The following is a 20,829-nucleotide window of genomic DNA, read 5'->3' on the forward strand; positions in this document are numbered from 1 at the left end:
TCTTTTTATAACTGTCATTTACGAGAATACCTCTACATACGCATTCCATACCTCTCCTATAACCCTTTATACCATATCCTTTTGAAATGCCTCTAACGCAATATGAACAGTCTCATCTGAAATAGATACGACATTTACTACCCCATATTCCTGCATAAGTACCATATGAATTGTTCCTGCATTTGCTTTCTTATCTTGTTTCATCAATTGAACGAGGCGCTCTACATTCAAATCACTTGGCATTTTTGGATAGCCGTACTTTAAGAACCACTGTTTCATCTCTTCATAAGCAAGATCGATCTGGTACACTTGTTCACTTAAGAATATAGCAAATAACATGCCAACAGCTACTCCATCACCGTGAGTAATATTTCCATACCCAATCTCTTTTTCAAGAGCATGACCTAACGTATGTCCAAAGTTCAAATGGGCACGTACACCTTTTTCTGTTTCATCTTGCGCTACAATATTTGCTTTTACAGGAATCGCCTTCATTAATATATGAATTAACTTCTCATCACGAAGTTCTGCTAATGTTTGTACTTCTTTTTTTAACCAATGATACAACTCAACATCACCAATAAGAGCATGCTTTATCACTTCTGCATAACCTGAACGCCACTCTTTTTCAGGAAGAGACTGTAAAAACGGCGTATGATATACAACCGCTTCTGGCTGATGGAATGCACCGATCATATTTTTTCCTAATGGATGATTAATTGCTACTTTCCCGCCTACTGCACTATCATGAGCTAATAAAGTTGTTGGAACCTGGACAAAACGAATACCACGCATAAACGACGCAGCGACAAAGCCCGCCAAGTCTCCAATCATTCCGCCCCCAAGTGCAATAATTAAAGAATTCCTATCTAATTTATTTTCAAGAGCTGAAGTATGAGCCCCGTAGAAGTTCTCAAAAGATTTTTCTTTTTCACCACTCGGTACAACAAATGAAAATACTTGTTGCTCTACTTGTAATGCATCAACAACTGTCTGTAAATGTAGAGATGCAACAACTTCATCTGAAATGATCATTACGTTAGATACAGCTGGCTGCATATTTTGAATGATTGTCGTCAAATGTGACAACGCTTCTTTTCCAACATGTACATCATATTCTTTTGATTTCGTTTGAATATGTATATTCCCCATTAAAATCCCCTCGCATATTCATTATGTTTCTCAATATTTTCACGGATAAGATCCATGCGATCTACTCCAAATTGTTCTAGTAAAGCTGTCGCTAATTCCCAAGCAACAACTGCTTCTGCAACGACACTAGCTGCTGGTACAGCACAACTATCTGAACGTTCAATACTCGCTGAAAACGGTTCTTTCGTATCTATATCCACACTTTGAAGTGGTTTATATAGTGTAGGTATCGGTTTCATCACACCGCGCACAACAATTGGCATACCAGTCGTCATACCGCCTTCTAACCCACCTGCATTGTTCGTTCTTCTTGTATATCCATGCTCCTCATCCCACAGGATTTCATCATGAACTTCACTTCCCGGTCTACGTGCTGCTTCAAAACCAATTCCAATCTCCACACCTTTAAAGGCATTTATACTCATCATTGCCGCTGCTAGTTTCGCATCCAATTTTCGATCATAATGCACATAACTACCTACTCCAATTGGCATGCCTTCCACAACTACTTCAACAATGCCACCGATTGAATCACCATTTGATTTTGCATCATCAATTGCTTTCATCATTTGTTTACCAGCTTCGTCATCTAAGCAGCGTACAGGTGATTCTTCTGTTATACTTTTCAATTCTTCAATTGAGCTATATGTAATCTCCTTAGCCAGTACACCGCCAATCTCAATTACATGTCCTGCCACTTTAATACCCAGTTCCGCCAAGATTTTTTTCGCAACCGCACCAGCAGCAACTCGTACTGTCGTTTCACGTGCTGACGAACGTTCAAGTACATTTCTCATATCCCTATGACCATATTTAATTGCGCCATTTAAATCAGCATGCCCAGGTCTTGGTTTTGTCACTTTCCTTTTCATTTCTTTTTCTTCTTGCTCAGTTAAAGGCTCTGCCCCCATAATTTTCGTCCAATGCGCAAAATCACGATTTTCAACAACAAGTGCAATAGGAGAACCTAATGTTTCTCCATGTCTAACACCACTTACAATTTGCACTTGATCTGTTTCAATTTGCATGCGTCTACCACGACCATATCCCTTTTGTCTTCTAGCTAACTCTTCATTTATATCGTCCGCAACTATTGATAGTCCCGCTGGAACACCTTCTATAATCGTTGTAAGTTGTGGACCATGAGATTCACCAGCTGTAATATATCGCATACGTTATTCCTCTTTTCGTATATGTATTTATCTCACTATATTAAGCAATAATATGAACTTTCGTTATTCTAAAAATATGAAAGAAATTATATCGCAAATCGACCATTTACTTATTCTCATTCTATACTTCCATTGGGCCTTTTACTTTACATACCAATATATCATAACAGCTTTAACTTCGTAACTAATTGAAATAAAAAAAGTGCAAGAAGAATACCCCTATTCTTCTTGCACTTTTTACTATTATCACAGTGATTAAAGCGTTTACAAATTATTTCGAAATAATTAGTAAATCCATTCATTCATTAATTTTGAGTAGTCTACTAATTCTTCTTCTTTAAAGAAAATAGCAATCTCGCGCTCTGCGCTTTCTAAAGAATCAGAACCGTGGATAATGTTTTTCGCAACAGTTACACCGAAATCTCCACGAATTGTTCCAGGAGCTGCTTCATGTGGTCTTGTTTTACCCATCATGTTACGAGCTGTATCTACTACACCTTCACCTTGCCATACCATTGCGAATACAGGGCCAGATGTAATAAAGTCTACTAATTCACCAAAGAAAGGTTTTTCTGTGTGCTCAGCATAATGTTGTCCAGCAATTTCCGGAGTGACTTGCATTAATTTTGCACCAACTAATTGAAAGCCCTTCTTCTCAAAACGAGCTACTATTTCCCCAATGAAGGCACGTTGTACACCGTCTGGTTTAACCATTAGAAATGTTTTTTCCATAAAAAATCTCTCCACTTCTGAATTATGTATGTAATTGTATATCCCCACACACATATTAACACCCTTATCACAATTGTGCAATAGTTTTGAAATAGAGAGATTATTTTATTTTTTAGAAAAAACACTAAAATTTTCGTTTTCCAATATACTTTGCTACGTTTTGTAATGCATACTTCGCTTGTCCACGTGGGAGTGGTTTTATAATTTCTAATGCTTTATGTAAATAACGTTCACTAAACGCAAATGCTTTATCAATAGCATCACTATTCTTTACAGCCTCAATAATTTCTTTCATTTCGTCCGCTGTTGTATTTTCATGTACAGATGTGATTTTCTTACGAAGTACTGGATCTTCCATAGCATATAGGGCAGGAAGAGTAATGTTTCCTTGTAATAAATCACCACCAGCAGGTTTTCCAAGTTTCTTTTCCGTTGAAACAAAATCTAGAATATCATCAATAATTTGATAAGACATTCCTACAAAATACCCATACCAAAACAGACGATTTACCGTTTCACGATTCGCACCAGAAGCGATTGCTCCCAACTGACAACTCGCAGCAATTAATAATGCGGTTTTTCGCTTTATCCGTCTTAAATACGTTCGCAAATTTTGGTCGTAATTATATTTATCTTTAATTTGTTCAATTTCACCTTTACAAACTTCTAAAATGGTATGCGATAGCGCCTGATGTGCCTCTGGAATTTCGATATTTGTTACACATTCAAGAGACTTAGCGAATAAATAGTCCCCTGTATACATTGCAATACGATCTCCCCATTTCGCATTCACAGTTGCACTACCACGTCGTAAAAACGCAGCATCAATAACATCATCGTGAACAAGAGAAGCCATATGAATAAGTTCTAATGCAACAGCTACATGCTTAATTGCGTCTAACTTATAATCTCCAAATTTCCCTGCAAGTAACACAAATACGGGCCGAATTCGCTTCCCACCAGCCTCAATAAGTTGTAATGCCGCTTCTTCTACTAATGGCTGTTCAGAAGCAACCGTCTTTTTTAATTCTTTTTCTATAACATTAATATCCGATCGTAAAAAAGAGTACATAAGTTGTAACTTCATATTGTTCACCTTAACCTAAAACGTCTTTTTTCTATTTTGATTCTGGTTTCATACCTAAATGCATCGCTGCTACCCCAAAAGTAAACGGCTTCACTTGTACACGTTCAAGTCCAGCTTCCTCAAACATATGAGCCAATTCCTTCATCCCCGGGAATGTACTAGCCGATTCCTGAAGCCATGAATATTCTTTATAACTTTTCGCAAACATCTTTCCAAATAACGGCATGATATACTTAAAGTATAAAATATATCCTTGTCGAAAACCAATCATTGTTGGCTGCGATGTTTCTAAACAGATTACTTTTCCACCTGGCTTTACTACACGCGTCATTTCTTTTAATACGTGCATATAGTCTGGCACATTACGCAAACCAAATCCAATCGTTACGTAATCAAATGTATTATCCTCAAAGGGAAGTTCCATTGCATTCCCATGTAGAAGTTCTACTTGCTTTAATTGTAAAGCCTCTACCTTTTGCTTACCGACAGATAACATATTTTCACTGAAATCTAGTCCAACAACCTTCCCCTGCTCTCCTACCGCTCCAGCTAACGCAATTGTCCAGTCCGCTGTCCCACAGCATACATCAAGCGCTTTACTGCCCGGTTGTACATCCATAATACGCATTGTCTCTTTACGCCATGCCTTATGTCTTTGAAAACTGATTACAGAATTCATCACATCATATTTATCAGAGATTTTTTCAAATACATCGTGTACTCTTTCTTCTTTTGATTGTTGCATGCTCGTACCTTCTTCCAATGTAAAATTGCTTATGTCTTCGATTTATCTTTTAACACAGAATTTATTTTACTTATGTCTGTGTGATTTTCTAAAAATTGATTTTCTTGCTTACTCAGTTCCATCATCCAGCCATTAATAACGGTTTCTGCATCTACTCCATCCCTCAAAATCCCTTGAACTGCTTGAAAAACAGGTGAATGCTGTTTATCAGCGTGCAATTGATATTCTTTTTGGAGACGATTTTTTCCTAACACATACGTTATAAATGGCTTCCAATGTGATAAATGAAAATGATCACACGTTTTCTGCAATAGCGCAGACTCAATCGTTATCACACTTTTCATTATGTCCTCAATTGTTTTATGTGCTTTTTGATATAGCATAATTTTATGCTCATTGATTTCTTTAATTCCTTCAGCAAGCGCACGAATTAAAACAATATCACGATTCATGGACAATAAATAATAATATAACCCACTATAGTAATCACCTGCAAGTACTGTTAATTGGCGACATTTATGCGATTCAATCGCTTCTTCGCCTGCTTTATTTGATACTCTTTCATGCGTATCAAGCGCAATTTGTACTAGCATAATCGTTACTACATAATGCTCAATTTGTTCTATATGTAAATTCGCACTCTTCAAAGCCCCATATAGCAATGCTATTTTTTCTTCATCAATAAATGGTTCTTCAATATAGTTTATAAAATAAGGATGGCGTAATTTCTCCATCAATTTCTCTTTTATACCCGCATACCCTCCGTAGATGTCACACACAAAAATCACCCTTGTTTTCTAATTCATAAAACTTATTATAACACATACATTCTATTTTCTATAACCAAAACTTGGCTACTCCTTCCAAACCTCCGCTGAATTAAATAACATCTTCCATTCTCAATCTTTCCAACTAAAACTATATCATTTATTCACATAAAAAAAAAAGAAAAGCAGTTTCCCGCTTTTCTTTACTTCGTTTTAATAAAAGATAAAATTTCACTACGTGCGGCAGCATCATTTTCTAGCACACCACGTACTGCTGTCGTTACTGTTTTCGCACCTGGTTTTTTCACACCACGCATAGTCATGCACATATGTTCTGCTTCTACTACTACCATAACACCATGCGGCTCTAGTACTTCCATAATAGAGTTTGCAACTGTTGAAGTAATACGTTCTTGCAGTTGTGGACGACGCGCAATTGTATCTACAGTGCGGGCTAATTTACTTAAGCCTGTCACCTTTCCGCCTTGCGGAATATATGCAACGTGAGCAACTCCATAGAACGGAACTAAATGATGCTCACACATCGAATAAAATGGTATATCTTTTACTAATACAAGCTCTTCGTGATCTTCTCCGAATACTTTATGCAAATGTTCTTTCGGATCTTCATGCATGCCCGAGAACACTTCTGCGTACATTTTTGCAACACGCTTTGGTGTATCAAGTACTCCCTCGCGATTTGGGTCATCTCCGATTGCCTCTAAAATAAGGCGTACTGCATGTTCAATTTGTTCTAAATTAACTTTTGCCATCCGCTAGCCCTCCCGAAAACCTAAAAGTGATACGAACACATTCTAGCATATTTATGTTTTTAAAAGCAAAAAGAAGAGTTCCCAAAAAGGAAACTCTTCTTCCCTGTTAATATGTAAGGATTATTTAACCGCATCTTTTAACGCTTTACCAGGTTTGAATGCAGGTACTTTACTTGCAGCGATTTCAATCTCCTCACCTGTTTGTGGGTTACGACCTTTACGAGCCGCACGCTCACGAACTTCGAAGTTACCGAATCCGATCAGTTGTACTTTATCACCTTGTTTTAAAGCTTCTAAGATAGAATCAAAAACAGCGTCTACTGCTTTTGTTGCGTCCTTTTTAGAAAGGGAACTTGCTTCTGCAACAGCATTGATTAAATCTGTCTTGTTCATGCCATTCACCTCCTCCCAAAGATAAGACTGTATAATGATCATAAAATGAGTCTTACTTTCATTTGTAGGCAATTTTTGCAAATTCTATACTACAAAGATGTAGATAAATCATTATCAACGCCTATATTATACGATTCTCCTTTATAATTCAATATTTTTAAGGAAATTGTTACTCTTAAAATGTGAAAATCTGATGAAACTTGACAATTTACAACAATATATTAGATAATGACTGTTTATTTTGCTATTACATACGTAAAAATAAAAAAATCCCTCTACAGTGAGAGGGATTTTTTCTTACAATATAATTGCAATTAATCCGCCAGATCCTTCATTAATAATTCTTTCTAACGTTTCTTTTAATTTATATCTAGCATTTTCTGGCATTAAAGATAGTTTCGCTTGAATTCCTTCTCGAACAATGGAGCTAAGCGAACGTCCAAATATATCAGAATTCCAAATTGATAACGGATCATCTTCAAAATCTTGCATTAAATAACGAACTAATTCTTCACTTTGCTTTTCAGTACCTATAATTGGCTCAAACGTTGACTCCACATCTACTTTAATCATATGAATAGATGGAGCTACAGCTTTTAACTTCACACCAAATCTGGAACCGTGACGAATAATTTCCGGCTCATCTAAGCTCATGTCTGCTAATGCAGGCGCTGCTACACCATATCCTGTTTGCTTTACCATACGCAAGGCATCCGCCACTTGATCATATTCTATTTTCGCATGAGATAAATCGAGCATAAGCTTCAATAAATGATCTTTCCCTCGAATTTCTACTCCTACTACTTCTTTTAAAATTTGATCATACAATTCATCTGGTGCATATAAGTCAATCTCCGCCACACCTTGCCCCATGTCAATACCAGCTAGGCTCGCTCGATCAATAAATTCATATTGACTAAACTGCCAAACGACACGGTCCACATCGCGAAGACGTTTTATGTCCTTCACAGTCTCTTGAACTGCTTCCTGATAGCTTTGGCGTAACCAATGCCCTTCATTTAGCACCATTACCCAGCTTGGAAGGTTCACATTCACTTCTAAAACCGGGAACTCAAATAGCGCTTCTCGAAGCACATTATATACGTCTGTCTCTCTTAAACTCTCTACACTCATCGCAATTACCGGGATATCATACTCTTCTGATAAACTTTGGCGTAATTGCTCTGTATCTGGATGATACGGCTGTACAGTGTTTATAATCATAATGAAAGGCTTTCCAACTTCTTTTAACTCATTTACAACTCGTTCTTCTGCCTCTATATAATCTCTTCTTGGAATTTCACCAATCGTTCCATCTGTTGTGATTACAACACCAATTGTTGAATGTTCTTGAATGACTTTACGTGTTCCGATTTCTGCAGCTTCATGGAACGGAATAGGTTCTTCATACCAAGGAGTATTAATCATACGCGGGCCATTCTCATCTTCATAACCTTTTGCTCCTGGAACCGTATATCCAACGCAATCTACTAATCGAATATTCACTTCAAGCCCTTCATCTACTTCGATAGAAACCGCTTGGTTTGGAACAAACTTTGGTTCCGTCGTCATAATTGTACGACCAGCAGCACTTTGAGGCAGTTCATCCTGCGCTCTTTGACGGTCAGACTCATTCTCAATATTTGGTATAACTACAAGCTCCATAAATTTTTTAATGAATGTTGATTTTCCTGTTCGAACAGCTCCTACAACTCCAAAATAAATATCACCGCCTGTGCGTTCCGCAATATCTTTAAAAATATCTACCTTTTCCAAGTGATTCCCTCCCTCAAAATTTTTGGGAATAATTCCGCGTTTATAGTCAACTAATACCTTCTCTAACGTTGCCTATAATATCTGATATAATATAATGGTATTCTAGAAGTTCGGACAATATATCATATAATTTTGTCCAATTTCATATGACTATTTAAAAATATCTTTTGTTTGCATCACAAGTTGTATAACATAAAAAACCTTTCTTCTAGAACTTATTCGCTAAAAGAAAGGTTCATGACTTATGATTTAAAAAAAATTGGTTCTCCATCCTTTACCGTATACGGCAGAGAATAGGCAGGAACAAATGGAGAGTCTTTCAATAGTATATTCCGAATATCTTCCCCTTCCTTAAATTGACCTTCATTTTTTTTCAAGGCTTCATATAAATCGATTCTATAATCAACGAAAACTTCTCCTTTTTCATTGATCACGAAAGGTAGCCCTTTACCAGAATACGGACTTGTCACTTGCGGTACATCTTTATATCCTAGTTTTTTGAAATCTAATTCATAGACACCATCTGTAATTACTTTTTTAAAAGGTGGATATTGATGTTCATCACGATACATTTTAAGTTTCAATGTCAATTCTTGAATTTGGTCAGCCATCCTTACGTCAATTAACTTTACGGTGGGATTTGTTTCAACATCTATTAATACATATTGATATACTCCACCACTTTCATATGCGTTCCCTGGCGCTTCTTGTATGTAACGCGGAGCAATCTTTTGAAAATCGATTGGATACTTCTGATAAATTGGCGTGCTCATATCCCGCGTCTTAATTGGTAATAAACCCGTATTTTGCTCCTTAAATGTCGAAACAGCTTTCTGAACTACTTGCAACTGATCTTCATAAGGAACAGCATTTTGTTTCATATTTTCTCGCGGGTACATGCATCCTGTTAAAATGCTTATGCAACAAAATATTAAAATAATATAGATTTTTTTCATTGACAATCACCTTTTCACGCTAGTATTTACTGTTCCTTTTGTAACTTTTATAATTATAAAATCTTTACTGCTGAACAGGACCACTAAATACAACAAGGAAAATCACTATCCCTGATACAATCATAAGGGTGTATGCTACTAAAGCCGTAACCCCTTTCAAAAATTTATTCTTCATTTTATGTCTACTCAATAAAATAAAAGCTACCGCAAAAAACATAAATCCAATTGCCCCTAAAGCAAACCACATTTTTATAAGTCCTTCCGACATATATACCCCCCTTTATTTTAATCTATTTTTATATTATTTTAACAAATTAAAATCTTTAAACAAATACAAAAAATGATTTTATATCAAATTAATACAAAATAAAAACCGAAGCGACTATATTTTTCGCTTCGGTTGACCAAATATGCCCAAACCAGCTCTATTCCCATACTTTCATGGCTATCATATGCAATCCACAAACTCTTTGTTTCTCATATTTTATTTTTTAAACATTTTACTTAACGAGCCAAAATCCGCTGGCATATTATTATTAACAATCGCTTTTACAATTTGATCCTCTTGTTCTTTCGGCACTTCACGTCCTGCCATTAGAGCGACTTGATGAATCAATTGACGAAGCACTTTCTCATCACGTAAATTCGCATTTTGTACAGATGATGCTAATTTAAAAATATCTTCTTTATTCACTTTCGCTTCTTTTTCAATGTTATTAAAAATATTATTATCCATTCTTTTCACCCTCTCCTCAAGTTACTCTTCATCCTATGCAAAAAGGAAAAAATGGTGAAAAGACCCAAAAAAAATAAAAAGCGGCAGAAGTACTTTTGTACTCCTACCGCTTTTATTTACAGTAAATCAGGTATAGCTTCTACTTCATGTTTTTTCACACGTCCCATCAATGAGCCTACTGCATCTTTCACATTATTCCCATTGAACAGCACGTCATATAAAGCAGCTGTAATCGGCATTTCAACTTCCATTTTCTCTGCTAATTCATGAGCAGCTTTCGTAGTTCTTACACCTTCCACAACCATACCCATGCTTTCTAACACTTCTTCTAAAGAGTGTCCTTTTCCAAGTAAATTCCCAGCTCGCCAATTTCGGCTATGAACACTTGTACAAGTTACAATTAAGTCTCCCATACCAGTTAAACCAGCAAATGTTAACGGATTTCCGCCCATTTTTCTTCCTAAACGAGCAATCTCTGTTAAACCACGTGTCATTAATGCCGCTTTTGCATTATCACCTAATCCAAGTCCATCAGTTATTCCAGCAGCTAATGCGATAATATTTTTTAACGCACCACCAAGCTCAACTCCAACGATATCTGGATTTGTATATACACGGAAGTAACTATTCATAAACAAATCTTGTACTTCCTCAGCCGCTTCCATACGCTTTGCCGCAGATGTAACAGTTGTCGCTTGGCGTAAGCCTACTTCTTCAGCATGACTCGGTCCAGACAGTACAACAACATCTTTAATCAAGTTCTCTGGAATTTCTTCCTCAATCATTTCCGAAATACGTTTTGACGTACCTGGTTCTATTCCTTTACTCGCATGAATCCAAGTAATTGGTTCTGTAACAATTTCTTTCATCTCTTGTAATACATCTCTGTACGCTTTCGTCGGTACTACTAGCAGTACTGTATTTACATCTACTAATGCTTCTTCTAAAGAAGAGTAGGCTACGATTGTGCTTGGCAATGTAATTCCTGGAAGGTATCGACTATTCTCATGTTTCGTATTAATCTCATCCATAAGTTCAGAACGATTTCCCCAAATACGTACATCATGCCCATTGTCAGCTAATACCATCGCTAACGCTGTTCCCCAGCTACCTGCTCCAACTACTGTGATTTTTGTCATAAAATCACATCCTCTCCATTAGTCTCTTGCTCTAGCGATAATGTGAATCGGCGTTCCTACAAAGCCAAATGATTCACGTAAACGGTTCTTTAAGAAGCGCTCATATGAGAAGTGCAATAATTCTGGATCGTTTACAAACACAACAAATGTTGGTGGTTTTACCGCAACTTGTGTTGCATAGAAAATCTTCAGACGACTACCGTTATGCGTTGGCGTTGGATTCATCGCTACCGCATCCATAATTACATCATTTAATACATTCGTCTGAATACGGATACTATGGCTTTCATTTACTTCATCGATAACCGGTATTAACGTTTGTGTACGTTTTCTCGTTTTTGCAGATAAGAACACAATCGGTGCGTACTCTAAAAATTGGAAATGAGCACGAATATTTTCTTCAAATGCTTTCATTGTTTTCTCATCTTTTTTCACAGCGTCCCATTTGTTTACAACGATAACAACAGCTCGCCCTGAATCATGAGCATATCCAGCGATTTTTTTATCTTGTTCAATAATTCCTTCTTCACCGTCTAAAACGACTAAAACAACGTCAGAACGTTCAATCGCTCTTAGCGCACGAAGTACACTATACTTTTCTGTACTTTCATACACTTTCCCTTTTTTACGCATACCAGCTGTATCGATAATTACATAATCTTTTCCGTCTTTACTATACGGTGTATCGACAGCATCACGAGTTGTTCCTGCTACGTTACTAACAATTACACGCTCTTGACCAAGAAGAGCATTTACAAGTGATGATTTCCCTACGTTTGGACGTCCAATTAAAGAAAAACGAATTGTATCTTCATCATATCCGTCTTCTTCAATCTTTGGAAAATGCTGTGCAGCTTCGTCTAATAAGTCACCTAATCCTAATCCGTGTGTACCTGAAATTGGGAATGGTTCACCAAATCCTAACGCATAAAAGTCATAAATGTCACTGCGCATTTCCGGATTGTCCACTTTATTTACTGCAAGTACAACCGGTTTATTTGAACGATATAATATTTTCGCAACTTCTTCATCAGCTGCTGTTACACCGTCACGACCGTTTGTCATAAAAATGATAACATCTGCTTCATCTATCGCTACTTCAGCTTGTTGACGAATTTGTGTCAAAAACGGCTCGTCTCCAATATCAATTCCACCTGTATCAATAATGTTAAATTCATGATTCAACCATTCTCCAGCGCTATAAATACGATCGCGCGTTACACCTGGAATATCTTCTACGATTGAAACTCTTTCTCCAACAATTCTATTAAAAATAGTAGATTTCCCTACGTTCGGGCGGCCTACTATCGCTATTACTGGTTTCGGCATATACATTCATCCTTTCAACTTGCTTCTGTTTATTATGTAAAAAACCCTTCTTTGTGCAAGAAGGGATTTGCATTCCAGAATATTTCTCAACGTATCAAAACACCTCACATTATAACACACGTTGCTAATGTTTCACAATAATATATACATTCTCTTGTAAGCGATGCGCAATCCCATCTAAAATTGCCTCTAAATTATTTGCAACAAATTCTAGTTCCTCTGTCGAGTCACAAGTAAATAAAGGCGCGCCACCTGCAAACTTCTCTGGCGTTGTTGTAATAACTGCAAGAATAACACTTTCTAACATCATCTCTTATCTCCCCTTCCTTTCGGGGCTTCCGATGACATATGGACAGCACTTTCTAACGTCGGTACATTTCCTATGACACCTATCGCTTTCTCTGCATCTTGATCTTGCGGCAAGACGAAGATTCCCACCCTGCCATCCTCTAAATCACGCTTTGCTAACGGTACAAGCGCAGGTGTACCTGAATCTCTATAAATCCCTAACGCCACCGAAACATCATGTAAAATAGCTTGCCTTTGCCCCAAATTTGAGATTGTTACCATCGCATCAATTGTTTTTGGTTTTAAAATAAATCCCATGCCATATTTCATAATCTCTTCTTGCCTTGCCGGCAATCCAATATTCATAATATAAATGTTATCAATATAAAGTCCTGCTCCTTCAAAACGTAGCGGAACATGCTCAATATCTACAAGATCATGAAGTCTTCTGCCAGACATTAATTTTTTCGCAATAAAAAACGCGATGATAGCCATAATTACTCCAGCAATCCACGAACGGAATCCTATATACGCAAACGTCGTTGCAAACGATGTTAACATCGCCAAATAGTTGCGACTTTCAAAAACTAATGCAATCCCTTCAATGTATGTATTTCCACGCGGTACGAGCTCATATCCATCTAATTGTTGAAGTGTATTTCTTTCCATGTTACGTACATCACGAAATTGCGTCGCTGCTAACGTAAGAAATGTAATGGCAGAAAAATCTTTTTTCAAAATTGACGGAATAGCAATCGCTCCTAAAGCAGCTGCTATTAATCCCATTGCAATATGAATAATTTTTCCGTGAAGCCTCGTCGGATATTGCCTCGTATCCGTACGAAGCATTAACAGCCTCGTTACTGTCCCCGCTATTACGCCGCATAAAATGGCCGGTGTATATTCAGTCATGTATTACCCTCGCCTTTCTTTTACGTGTTTTTCTCTTAAACTGCTCCATGTATACTGATGCTTTTGCAATCCAAAACAAAATTGCCATAAAAAATGTAGAAACGGCGATGATATCCCAAAACGCTAGACTACCGTAATCATAAGGAAAATGTAGTTTTCGAAAAATAAGTGTCACTAACAATTCACCTTGTAACATTCCGATATAAAGGGAACATAATCTTAATATGCGATCACCATGCAATAAAACCGATGCATACACAAGAGCACTACTTAACAAAAACAATCTGTCCATCACAATCCAAATTGGATCATATACTTCTAACAAATGAAAACTTGTATATAACATTGCAATAATAAGTGCCGAAAGTAAGCCATATAATTTTTTCCAAATAGAATATAGCGTGATCCCGAAAAAAGAAATAATACAAAGCAATAGAGCATTTACTGATACCGTAAATGAAGCAATCGTCACCTGTAATGGAGAGCAAATTATAAACACCAGTATACAAACGCTTAACTTCCACCGAACAGAGTCCTTTTTCATAAAGAAAGTTACGATAGTCCACCCTATCCAAGCTACAAAATAAAAAGTATTCCCATCCATCATTTCACCTCCTATGTTTTCCATTATGGGAACTTTTTATGAAAGTTAATCCCCCTTTCTTTACGCATAGTTTTTTCATATAACAGCAACACTTTTAATAAGGAGGTGCTATTCACAATGGGTAAAGATCGCCAAGAAAAAAAACTAAGAGAATCACGCCGCGTTGAATCGGATCGCGACCAATCACTACAATATCCAGGCGCAACTGGACTTGATACACCTGAGCAAGCTCGAAAGCAGAATCAGCACTAATCATACAAAAAGACGGTTTCGATATTGTACGAAACCGTCTTTTACATTTTTTTCATAATTTCTATTTATACCGAAATAACATTTCACATACAAATCTTGCTACAATTTATTTTTACCCTTGACCATTTCCCTTGGCAAAATTAACCCTTCTTCAATCGTTTAGTAGCACACTATCCACATTTTTCAGGCGCAACTTTTACAAGATAATGTTTATACATAGGAACAATTTCATTTTTATAGAATATCAATTCCATTTCTCACCTTATATTACTAAAACGAATAGAATACAAAAAAATCAACCGTTTGGTTGATTTTTTATCTTCTACTATAATGCGTCGTATCAATTCCACGCTGCATTAACCAATGATACGTTTCACCCTTTATAACAAGTGGTACAGATTGTAATTCTTCTATCGTCTTTGCCCCAAGAGCTGTCATAATAAATTTCAAATCTGTATGTAGAAGATCAATTTCATCCACTAACTTCTCGATGCCATCTTGCATTAAAATGCGTAAAAAGTATCCAGCAAAAGCAGTAGTATTTGCCCCTAACGCAATCGCCTTTGCTACGTCTAGCGCTGTTTGTATGCCCCCAGATGCAATAAAAGAGAGGTTATTATTTGTAGAGGTTGCTTCAATAATCGAGGTAGCTGTTTGTATGCCCCAGTTATTAAAATAAGAGAGCATGCGCTGTCTTCTTTCATTTTCAACTGCAGCAAAATTGGTACCACCTTGTCCGCCAATATCAATTGCTGTTACACCTATACCCGCTAACTGTTGCATTGTTTCCTTGCTCATCCCAAATCCAACTTCTTTTACAATGACCGGAACTTCGCTCTTTAAAACAATTTGCTCAATTCGCTGAAGTACACCAGTAAAATCACGGTCTCCTTCTGGCATCGTTAACTCCTGTATCACATTTAAATGAATTTGCAGTGCATTCGCTTCAATCATATCAACGGCACGATCTGCCTGTTCGGTAGTTGCCTCACTACCTAAATTGGCAAAGAAAATACCATTTGGATTTATTTTTCTAATAATCTTATACGAAGCTACTTCATTCTCATCCTTTAATGCTGCCATTTGCGAACCAACAGCCATAGCGAGATTATGATGTTTCGCTACATATGCTAACTGTTCATTAATATGTAACGTTTGCTCTCCCCCACCACCAGTCATCGCATTGATAAAAATCGGCGAACTTAGTGAAAGTTCGCCGATTTTTGTTTCACATGTTATCGTATCATAACTTGAATTTGGCAAGCTTTGATGCACAAAATCAATATCATGAAAGCCATGCGTACGAGACTGACCAGTAGAAAGAGCGTATTCAATATGATCTAATTTACGTTTTGCCCTTACCACTTGTACCCCTCTTTATTTCTTTAATTTTTTCAGTTGTTCACCAATAATATCACTTAATTGGAAAGTAGCAGAATCAGCATTTGGTTCATACTGACTGTAATCTTCAGTTACATTATTTTCCTCAAGCGCTTCTTTTATACTTAAAGAAATTCGTTTCTCTGCTACATGGACTTCAAGTACCTTTACTTGTACTTCTTGTCCCATTTCCAATACTTCATTTGGATTTTTCACGTGACGATTTGCAATTTGAGATACGTGAACAAGTCCTTCTACACCAGGTAAAATTTCAACGAATGCACCGAATGTAACAAGACGTTTTACTACTCCCTCACGAATATCTCCAGCTTTTATTTCACCCGCAACTTTTTCCCAAGGGCCTGGCTGAGCTGCTTTAATTGATAACGAAATACGTTGTGTATCAGCATCAACAGATAGCACCTTTACCTTTACTTTTTGACCTTGCTCTAATACTTCAGAAGGTTGTTCTACACGCTCGTGAGAAATTTGTGAAATATGAACTAAACCGTCCACACCACCAACGTTAACGAATGCACCAAAATCCGTTAATCGTTGTACTGTTCCTTCAACAACGTCCCCTTCTTTTAATGAAGAAATTGCTTCTTTTTTCTTAGAATCTAGTTCTAATTCTACTACCGCTTTATGCGAAAGGATTACACGATTTTTTTCACGGTCTAATTCAACAATTTTCACCGCTAATGTTTTACCTTTATAGTCAGTAAAGTCTTCTACATAATGCACTTCTACAAGTGAAGCTGGGATAAAACCACGAACGCCAAGGTCCACAACTAATCCACCATTCACGATATCTTTTACAGTAACATCAAATACATGACCAGAAGTAAACTTTTCTTGTAATTCTATCCATGCTTTTTCTGCATCAACTGCACGTTTCGATAAGACAAGATCATCTTCTTCTAATTTAATAATTTTCAATTCTAGTGTTTGATCTAATTCTACTACATCGCTTGCTTTTTCAATATGAACGTTAGCTAATTCACTAATCGGAATTACGCCATCTGTTTTGTATCCAACATTTACAAGCACTTGCTTCTCTTCAACTTTCGTTACAGAACCTGTAACAACGTCACCAACTTGTAATTCTTTTGAATCCATAACTTCTTCATTCATTTTCTCTACCATGGAAATACCTCCCTACAGAATTGACAAAGCATTTTTATGTATATACGAAATGAAAACAAAAGTTTTCATTTGCATGTTTAAGAATTTATCATCACATACTCTGTTTCAATACCATTCACAAGAAAATATATTAATCCTATATAAATAGTATACAGCAAAATCATCTTGAAAAAAGTATGTTTTGAAATATAATAGCGAATATATTCTGAAAGTTTTATCCTTCTCTAACTAACTTCTTACAAATCAGCCCATTTGTCAAGAAAAGAGACTCATAATTCACGTATCCTTTACATTTCTATATAAACAAAAAAGAAAGAGGATAACCCCCTTTCTTTACTTCGCAAATACTCCTGAAACAATACCCATAATTTTTTGGACAACTTCTTCAATTGATAAAGAAGTTGTATCTAATTCCAATGCATCATCAGCCTTTTTTAAAGGAGAAACTTCGCGTTCTGAATCTAACTTATCACGCTGAGCAATTTCTTCTTTTAACTGCTCTAAATTAGAATCGAAACCTTTATTTATATTTTCTAAATGTCTTCTTTCCGCTCTTTCTTCCACAGAAGCAAGCATAAAGATTTTCACTTCAGCATCCGGCATTACATGTGTACCAATATCACGGCCATCCATTACAACGCCGCCTTTTTTCGCTAATGCTTGTTGACGACGTACCATTTCTTCACGAACAAGGCGATGCTTCGCTACAATTGATACTTGATTCGTCACTTCTGGTGTACGAATTACTTCAGAAACATCTTGTCCATTTAAAAATACAAGTTGTGAATTTTCCCCTTGCTGAAATTCAATATTTACATTCCTTACAACTTCCATTAACTTCTCTTCATTTTCAATGTCCACTTTTCGCTCAAGGGCTGCATATGTAATTGTACGGTACATTGCGCCTGTATCAATATAAACGTAAGAAAGTTTCTTTGCAACAACTTTTGCAACTGTACTTTTCCCAGCTGCAGCTGGACCATCTATAGCAATTGAAATTCGTTTATCCATTGTAACACCTCATTTTTTCACTTATAAAACAAAACGAAAAGCAGGTATTCATCCCTGCTTCTTCTCATTTGCTTCACGTCATTAAATCCTCAATTATTGTAGCATACTCCTCCATAGAAGAAAATGAAAACTACCTATTCACCGGCAAGATTTCTACTTTATTTTTCGCGACGACGCCTTCATAATAAACAATTTTAGATAAATATTTCACTGAAGACTTATGTATAAATAACAATTGCACAACACAAAGACAAATGAATTGTATTATTAAAATACGAATAAAAAATTTCTCCACTTTTTTCAAAGCATTCGCTCCTTTCTACCTTCTATTTACATATTGCATTCCTCATTTTATAAAACATGCAGAGAATCCCTATATTTATTGTCATTTTCCAAGCACACTTTTATACATTTCCATTGTCGAATTTACTCAAAACATGTTATGTTCTAAATGTATTTTTTACTTGAAAGGGGTATAAACATTGAAAAAAATCCTAGTTTTACACACAGGTGGAACAATTGCAATGGAGGAAGATAAAGAAACTGGGGTCGTACAACCAGGTGAAAAAAATCCTCTTTTAAAATTCATTCCTGATTTAGAAGGCGATGTTGATTTAATCGTGGAAGATGTGTTCCATCTACCATCTCCTCATATGACACCGAGTGAAATGCTACAATTACAAGTCATCATTGACGAAAGAGCAAAACAAGACGACATTCATGGCGTAGTCATTACGCATGGTACTGATACATTAGAAGAAACAGCTTATTTCTTAGATTTAACAGTCCAAGCAACTATTCCAATCGTTGTTACAGGTGCAATGCGTTCTAGTAATGAATTAGGTGCTGACGGTCTATATAACTTCTTATCCGCTGTAAAAGTTGCTAGTTGTAATGAAGCTGCAGAAAAAGGCGTTCTCGTCGTATTAAACGACGAAATTCACTGTGCTACAAACGTAACGAAAACACATACAAGTAATGTCGCGACATTCCAAAGCCCGCAATATGGACCAATTGGAATGGTAACAAAACGCGGGGTTGTCTTCCATCACGCTTTAGTACATCACGAAACATATACAGTAAACAAAGTATCTAAAAATGTAGTTGTGCTGAAAGCATATGCTGGCATGGATGGTACATTATTAGCAGCAATCGAAAACCTTCCTGTAGATGGAATTGTTATTGAAGCACTTGGACAAGGTAATTTACCTCCAAGAACACTTCCTAGTCTAGAACGATTAATAAACAAAGGAATTCCTGTCGTATTAGTTTCTCGCTGCTTCAACGGTATCGTTCAAGACGTATATTCGTATGAAGGCGGAGGCAAACACTTAAAAGATATGGGCATTGTATTCACATACGGTTTAAATGCTCAAAAAGCGCGCATTAAATTATTAGTCGCACTAGAGAATACAAATTCTCATGAAACAATTCAAAATATGTTTATGCACGAATAAAAAAATCTGTCGAGGTTTCTCGACAGATTTTTTTATTCTTCTCTTGATGCAATGGTTTGCGCAATCGCATCTCCATGAAATCGACCGTTCTCAATAAATATTTCATTCGCATTATTTCCAGCAGCAATTACACCTGCAATGAAAATATTTTCAGCGTTCGTTTCCATTGTATCCTCTGCATAAATCGGACGTCCTGTTTCTTCATCAATTCGAACACCCATCTTCGTTAAGAAGCTATGATCAGGATGGTAACCAGTCATCGCAAATACAAAATCATTTTGGATTGTATATGCCTCACCATCAACTGTATACGTTAATGTATGTTCAGTAATTTCTTTCACATGAGCACCGAAATGCATTTGAATTGTGCCGTTTCGCACTAATGCCTCAAACTCCGGCAAAATCCACGGCTTTATGCTTGGTGAATACTCACTTCCGCGATATAGTACCGTTACACGCGCACCCGCTTTAACAAGTTCTAACGCGGCATCTACACTCGAGTTTTTCCCACCTATAACTACTACATCTCGATCAAAATAAGGATGTCCCTCTTTAAAATAGTGAGCTACTTTCTCCAGTTCCTCACCCGGAACATTCATATAATTTGGATTGTCATAATATCCAGTCGCTACAACAATATATTTCGCTATATATATTTCTTTACTTCCGTCACGTTTTGTCGTCTCAACTTTAAAAACTTCTCCATCTTTTTGAACGTTCTCCACTCGTTCAAAAGCATTCACTCGTACAGATTTGCGCTTCACTACTTCACGATAATACGCAAGCGCTTGATTTCGAAATGGTTTACGATTTTCGGTAATAAAAGCCACTTCACCAATTTCTAATTTTTCACTAGAGGAGAAAAATGTTTGATGTGTCGGATAATTATAAATGGCATTTACAATGTTTCCTTTTTCAATTACTAACGGATTTATCCCTACCTTTTGCAACGAAATTGCCGCTGCTAAACCGCACGGACCGCCTCCAATTATGATAGCTGTTTCTTTCTGCATCTCGGTTCA

24 protein-coding genes are annotated in these 20,829 nt (G+C 36.7%); 2 read left to right on the forward strand and 22 right to left on the reverse strand.

The genetic code is table 11. From position 1 onward, the window contains the following. Nucleotides 1–66 precede the first annotated feature (66 nt). The 17 genes from aroB to DN410_RS00800 form a co-directional block, all read right to left on the reverse strand. The gene (aroB, locus tag DN410_RS00720; protein ID WP_149174919.1) at nt 67–1,152 is read right to left on the reverse strand and encodes a 3-dehydroquinate synthase; all 1,086 of its coding nucleotides are present in this window, start codon (nt 1,150–1,152) and stop codon (nt 67–69) included. Continuing rightward, the gene (aroC, locus tag DN410_RS00725) at nt 1,152–2,324 is read right to left on the reverse strand and encodes a chorismate synthase (RefSeq protein WP_149174920.1); all 1,173 of its coding nucleotides are present in this window, start codon (nt 2,322–2,324) and stop codon (nt 1,152–1,154) included. Before aroC ends, aroB begins: the two co-directional genes overlap by 1 nt. A 285-nt stretch (nt 2,325–2,609) precedes the next feature. Then, on the reverse strand, nt 2,610–3,056 hold the full coding sequence (gene ndk / locus DN410_RS00730) for a nucleoside-diphosphate kinase (RefSeq protein ID WP_000415885.1): 447 nt from the start codon (nt 3,054–3,056) through the stop codon (nt 2,610–2,612). A gap of 124 nt (nt 3,057–3,180) precedes the next feature. Beyond that, complete coding sequence (hepT, locus tag DN410_RS00735; RefSeq protein WP_149174921.1) at nt 3,181–4,143, reverse strand: heptaprenyl diphosphate synthase component II; 963 nt, start codon at nt 4,141–4,143, stop codon at nt 3,181–3,183. A 31-nt stretch (nt 4,144–4,174) separates the two neighbouring features. Continuing rightward, nucleotides 4,175–4,888: a 2-heptaprenyl-1,4-naphthoquinone methyltransferase gene (gene menG / locus DN410_RS00740; protein ID WP_149174922.1), complete on the reverse strand. Its 714-nt coding sequence runs from the start codon at nt 4,886–4,888 to the stop codon at nt 4,175–4,177. Between the two features lie 29 nt (nt 4,889–4,917). Continuing rightward, nucleotides 4,918–5,667 carry a heptaprenyl diphosphate synthase component 1 gene (locus DN410_RS00745; protein WP_149174923.1) on the reverse strand — a complete coding sequence of 250 codons (750 nt, stop codon included), beginning with the start codon at nt 5,665–5,667 and terminating at the stop codon, nt 4,918–4,920. A gap of 191 nt (nt 5,668–5,858) precedes the next feature. After that, complete coding sequence (gene folE, locus DN410_RS00750) at nt 5,859–6,428, reverse strand: GTP cyclohydrolase I FolE (protein ID WP_001151482.1); 570 nt, start codon at nt 6,426–6,428, stop codon at nt 5,859–5,861. Between the two features lie 120 nt (nt 6,429–6,548). Next, nucleotides 6,549–6,821 carry an HU family DNA-binding protein gene (locus tag DN410_RS00755; protein ID WP_001043860.1) on the reverse strand — a complete coding sequence of 91 codons (273 nt, stop codon included), beginning with the start codon at nt 6,819–6,821 and terminating at the stop codon, nt 6,549–6,551. 297 nt (nt 6,822–7,118) lie between these two features. After that, nucleotides 7,119–8,597 carry a stage IV sporulation protein A gene (gene spoIVA, locus DN410_RS00760; RefSeq protein WP_000416519.1) on the reverse strand — a complete coding sequence of 493 codons (1,479 nt, stop codon included), beginning with the start codon at nt 8,595–8,597 and terminating at the stop codon, nt 7,119–7,121. Between the two features lie 242 nt (nt 8,598–8,839). Then, a complete protein-coding gene (locus tag DN410_RS00765) occupies nt 8,840–9,553 on the reverse strand; it encodes a hypothetical protein (protein ID WP_149174924.1) in 714 nt (237 codons plus the stop codon). Between the two features lie 64 nt (nt 9,554–9,617). Further along, the gene (locus tag DN410_RS00770; protein ID WP_149174925.1) at nt 9,618–9,821 is read right to left on the reverse strand and encodes a DUF2768 domain-containing protein; all 204 of its coding nucleotides are present in this window, start codon (nt 9,819–9,821) and stop codon (nt 9,618–9,620) included. A gap of 216 nt (nt 9,822–10,037) precedes the next feature. Continuing rightward, nucleotides 10,038–10,289, reverse strand: a complete 252-nt coding sequence (locus DN410_RS00775) for a stage VI sporulation protein F (protein WP_000369752.1) — start codon at nt 10,287–10,289, stop codon at nt 10,038–10,040. Nucleotides 10,290–10,405: 116 nt separating this feature from the next. Then, nucleotides 10,406–11,428, reverse strand: a complete 1,023-nt coding sequence (locus DN410_RS00780; protein WP_149174926.1) for an NAD(P)H-dependent glycerol-3-phosphate dehydrogenase — start codon at nt 11,426–11,428, stop codon at nt 10,406–10,408. Nucleotides 11,429–11,446: 18 nt separating this feature from the next. Further along, on the reverse strand, nt 11,447–12,757 hold the full coding sequence (gene der / locus DN410_RS00785; RefSeq protein ID WP_001125893.1) for a ribosome biogenesis GTPase Der: 1,311 nt from the start codon (nt 12,755–12,757) through the stop codon (nt 11,447–11,449). A 124-nt stretch (nt 12,758–12,881) separates the two neighbouring features. After that, nucleotides 12,882–13,067, reverse strand: a complete 186-nt coding sequence (locus DN410_RS00790; protein ID WP_000979050.1) for a capping complex subunit for YIEGIA — start codon at nt 13,065–13,067, stop codon at nt 12,882–12,884. Then, a complete protein-coding gene (locus DN410_RS00795; RefSeq protein ID WP_149174927.1) occupies nt 13,064–13,957 on the reverse strand; it encodes a YIEGIA family protein in 894 nt (297 codons plus the stop codon). Before DN410_RS00795 ends, DN410_RS00790 begins: the two co-directional genes overlap by 4 nt. Beyond that, nucleotides 13,950–14,561: a YphA family membrane protein gene (locus DN410_RS00800; protein ID WP_149174928.1), complete on the reverse strand. Its 612-nt coding sequence runs from the start codon at nt 14,559–14,561 to the stop codon at nt 13,950–13,952. Before DN410_RS00800 ends, DN410_RS00795 begins: the two co-directional genes overlap by 8 nt. Nucleotides 14,562–14,678: 117 nt before the next feature. On the opposite strand from DN410_RS00800, the gene DN410_RS00805 reads away from it, so the two are divergent. Beyond that, nucleotides 14,679–14,813 carry a YpzI family protein gene (locus DN410_RS00805; RefSeq protein WP_000513898.1) on the forward strand — a complete coding sequence of 45 codons (135 nt, stop codon included), beginning with the start codon at nt 14,679–14,681 and terminating at the stop codon, nt 14,811–14,813. A 315-nt stretch (nt 14,814–15,128) separates the two neighbouring features. On the opposite strand, the gene DN410_RS00810 is transcribed toward DN410_RS00805, so the two are convergent. The 4 genes from DN410_RS00810 to DN410_RS27755 all read right to left on the reverse strand — a co-directional run bounded on the left by DN410_RS00810 (nt 15,129) and on the right by DN410_RS27755 (nt 18,654). Further along, nucleotides 15,129–16,178 carry a type 2 isopentenyl-diphosphate Delta-isomerase gene (locus DN410_RS00810; RefSeq protein WP_149174929.1) on the reverse strand — a complete coding sequence of 350 codons (1,050 nt, stop codon included), beginning with the start codon at nt 16,176–16,178 and terminating at the stop codon, nt 15,129–15,131. A gap of 12 nt (nt 16,179–16,190) precedes the next feature. Then, on the reverse strand, nt 16,191–17,339 hold the full coding sequence (gene rpsA / locus DN410_RS00815; RefSeq protein ID WP_149174930.1) for a 30S ribosomal protein S1: 1,149 nt from the start codon (nt 17,337–17,339) through the stop codon (nt 16,191–16,193). 333 nt (nt 17,340–17,672) lie between these two features. After that, nucleotides 17,673–18,350 carry a (d)CMP kinase gene (cmk, locus tag DN410_RS00820; protein ID WP_149174931.1) on the reverse strand — a complete coding sequence of 226 codons (678 nt, stop codon included), beginning with the start codon at nt 18,348–18,350 and terminating at the stop codon, nt 17,673–17,675. 130 nt (nt 18,351–18,480) lie between these two features. Beyond that, nucleotides 18,481–18,654 carry a YpfB family protein gene (locus DN410_RS27755; RefSeq protein ID WP_179958556.1) on the reverse strand — a complete coding sequence of 58 codons (174 nt, stop codon included), beginning with the start codon at nt 18,652–18,654 and terminating at the stop codon, nt 18,481–18,483. Between the two features lie 178 nt (nt 18,655–18,832). On the opposite strand from DN410_RS27755, the gene ansA reads away from it, so the two are divergent. Continuing rightward, a complete protein-coding gene (gene ansA, locus DN410_RS00825; RefSeq protein WP_149174932.1) occupies nt 18,833–19,807 on the forward strand; it encodes an asparaginase in 975 nt (324 codons plus the stop codon). A gap of 32 nt (nt 19,808–19,839) precedes the next feature. Here ansA and DN410_RS00830 read toward each other — a convergent pair whose 3' ends face one another. Next, nucleotides 19,840–20,820 carry a YpdA family putative bacillithiol disulfide reductase gene (locus tag DN410_RS00830; RefSeq protein WP_149174933.1) on the reverse strand — a complete coding sequence of 327 codons (981 nt, stop codon included), beginning with the start codon at nt 20,818–20,820 and terminating at the stop codon, nt 19,840–19,842. Nucleotides 20,821–20,829 lie beyond the last annotated feature (9 nt).

This window comes from Bacillus sp. SH5-2 (assembly GCF_008368905.1).
Taxonomy (GTDB): Bacteria; Bacillota; Bacilli; order Bacillales; family Bacillaceae_G; genus Bacillus_A; species Bacillus_A luti.

Bases quoted from the DNA above. Each gene is read 5' to 3' on its own strand.
- aroB (WP_149174919.1), bottom strand. From the start codon at position 1,152: ATGGGGAATATACATATTCAAACGAAATCAAAAGAATATGATGTACAT.
- aroC (WP_149174920.1), bottom strand. From the start codon at position 2,324: ATGCGATATATTACAGCTGGTGAATCTCATGGTCCACAACTTACAACG.
- ndk (WP_000415885.1), bottom strand. From the start codon at position 3,056: ATGGAAAAAACATTTCTAATGGTTAAACCAGACGGTGTACAACGTGCC.
- hepT (WP_149174921.1), bottom strand. From the start codon at position 4,143: ATGAAGTTACAACTTATGTACTCTTTTTTACGATCGGATATTAATGTT.
- menG (WP_149174922.1), bottom strand. From the start codon at position 4,888: ATGCAACAATCAAAAGAAGAAAGAGTACACGATGTATTTGAAAAAATC.
- folE (WP_001151482.1), bottom strand. From the start codon at position 6,428: ATGGCAAAAGTTAATTTAGAACAAATTGAACATGCAGTACGCCTTATT.
- DN410_RS00755 (WP_001043860.1), bottom strand. From the start codon at position 6,821: ATGAACAAGACAGATTTAATCAATGCTGTTGCAGAAGCAAGTTCCCTT.
- DN410_RS00765 (WP_149174924.1), bottom strand. From the start codon at position 9,553: ATGAAAAAAATCTATATTATTTTAATATTTTGTTGCATAAGCATTTTA.
- DN410_RS00770 (WP_149174925.1), bottom strand. From the start codon at position 9,821: ATGTCGGAAGGACTTATAAAAATGTGGTTTGCTTTAGGGGCAATTGGA.
- DN410_RS00775 (WP_000369752.1), bottom strand. From the start codon at position 10,289: ATGGATAATAATATTTTTAATAACATTGAAAAAGAAGCGAAAGTGAAT.
- DN410_RS00780 (WP_149174926.1), bottom strand. From the start codon at position 11,428: ATGACAAAAATCACAGTAGTTGGAGCAGGTAGCTGGGGAACAGCGTTA.
- der (WP_001125893.1), bottom strand. From the start codon at position 12,757: ATGCCGAAACCAGTAATAGCGATAGTAGGCCGCCCGAACGTAGGGAAA.
- DN410_RS00790 (WP_000979050.1), bottom strand. From the start codon at position 13,067: ATGATGTTAGAAAGTGTTATTCTTGCAGTTATTACAACAACGCCAGAG.
- DN410_RS00795 (WP_149174927.1), bottom strand. From the start codon at position 13,957: ATGACTGAATATACACCGGCCATTTTATGCGGCGTAATAGCGGGGACA.
- DN410_RS00800 (WP_149174928.1), bottom strand. From the start codon at position 14,561: ATGGATGGGAATACTTTTTATTTTGTAGCTTGGATAGGGTGGACTATC.
- DN410_RS00805 (WP_000513898.1), top strand. From the start codon at position 14,679: ATGGGTAAAGATCGCCAAGAAAAAAAACTAAGAGAATCACGCCGCGTT.
- rpsA (WP_149174930.1), bottom strand. From the start codon at position 17,339: ATGGTAGAGAAAATGAATGAAGAAGTTATGGATTCAAAAGAATTACAA.
- cmk (WP_149174931.1), bottom strand. From the start codon at position 18,350: ATGGATAAACGAATTTCAATTGCTATAGATGGTCCAGCTGCAGCTGGG.
- DN410_RS00830 (WP_149174933.1), bottom strand. From the start codon at position 20,820: ATGCAGAAAGAAACAGCTATCATAATTGGAGGCGGTCCGTGCGGTTTA.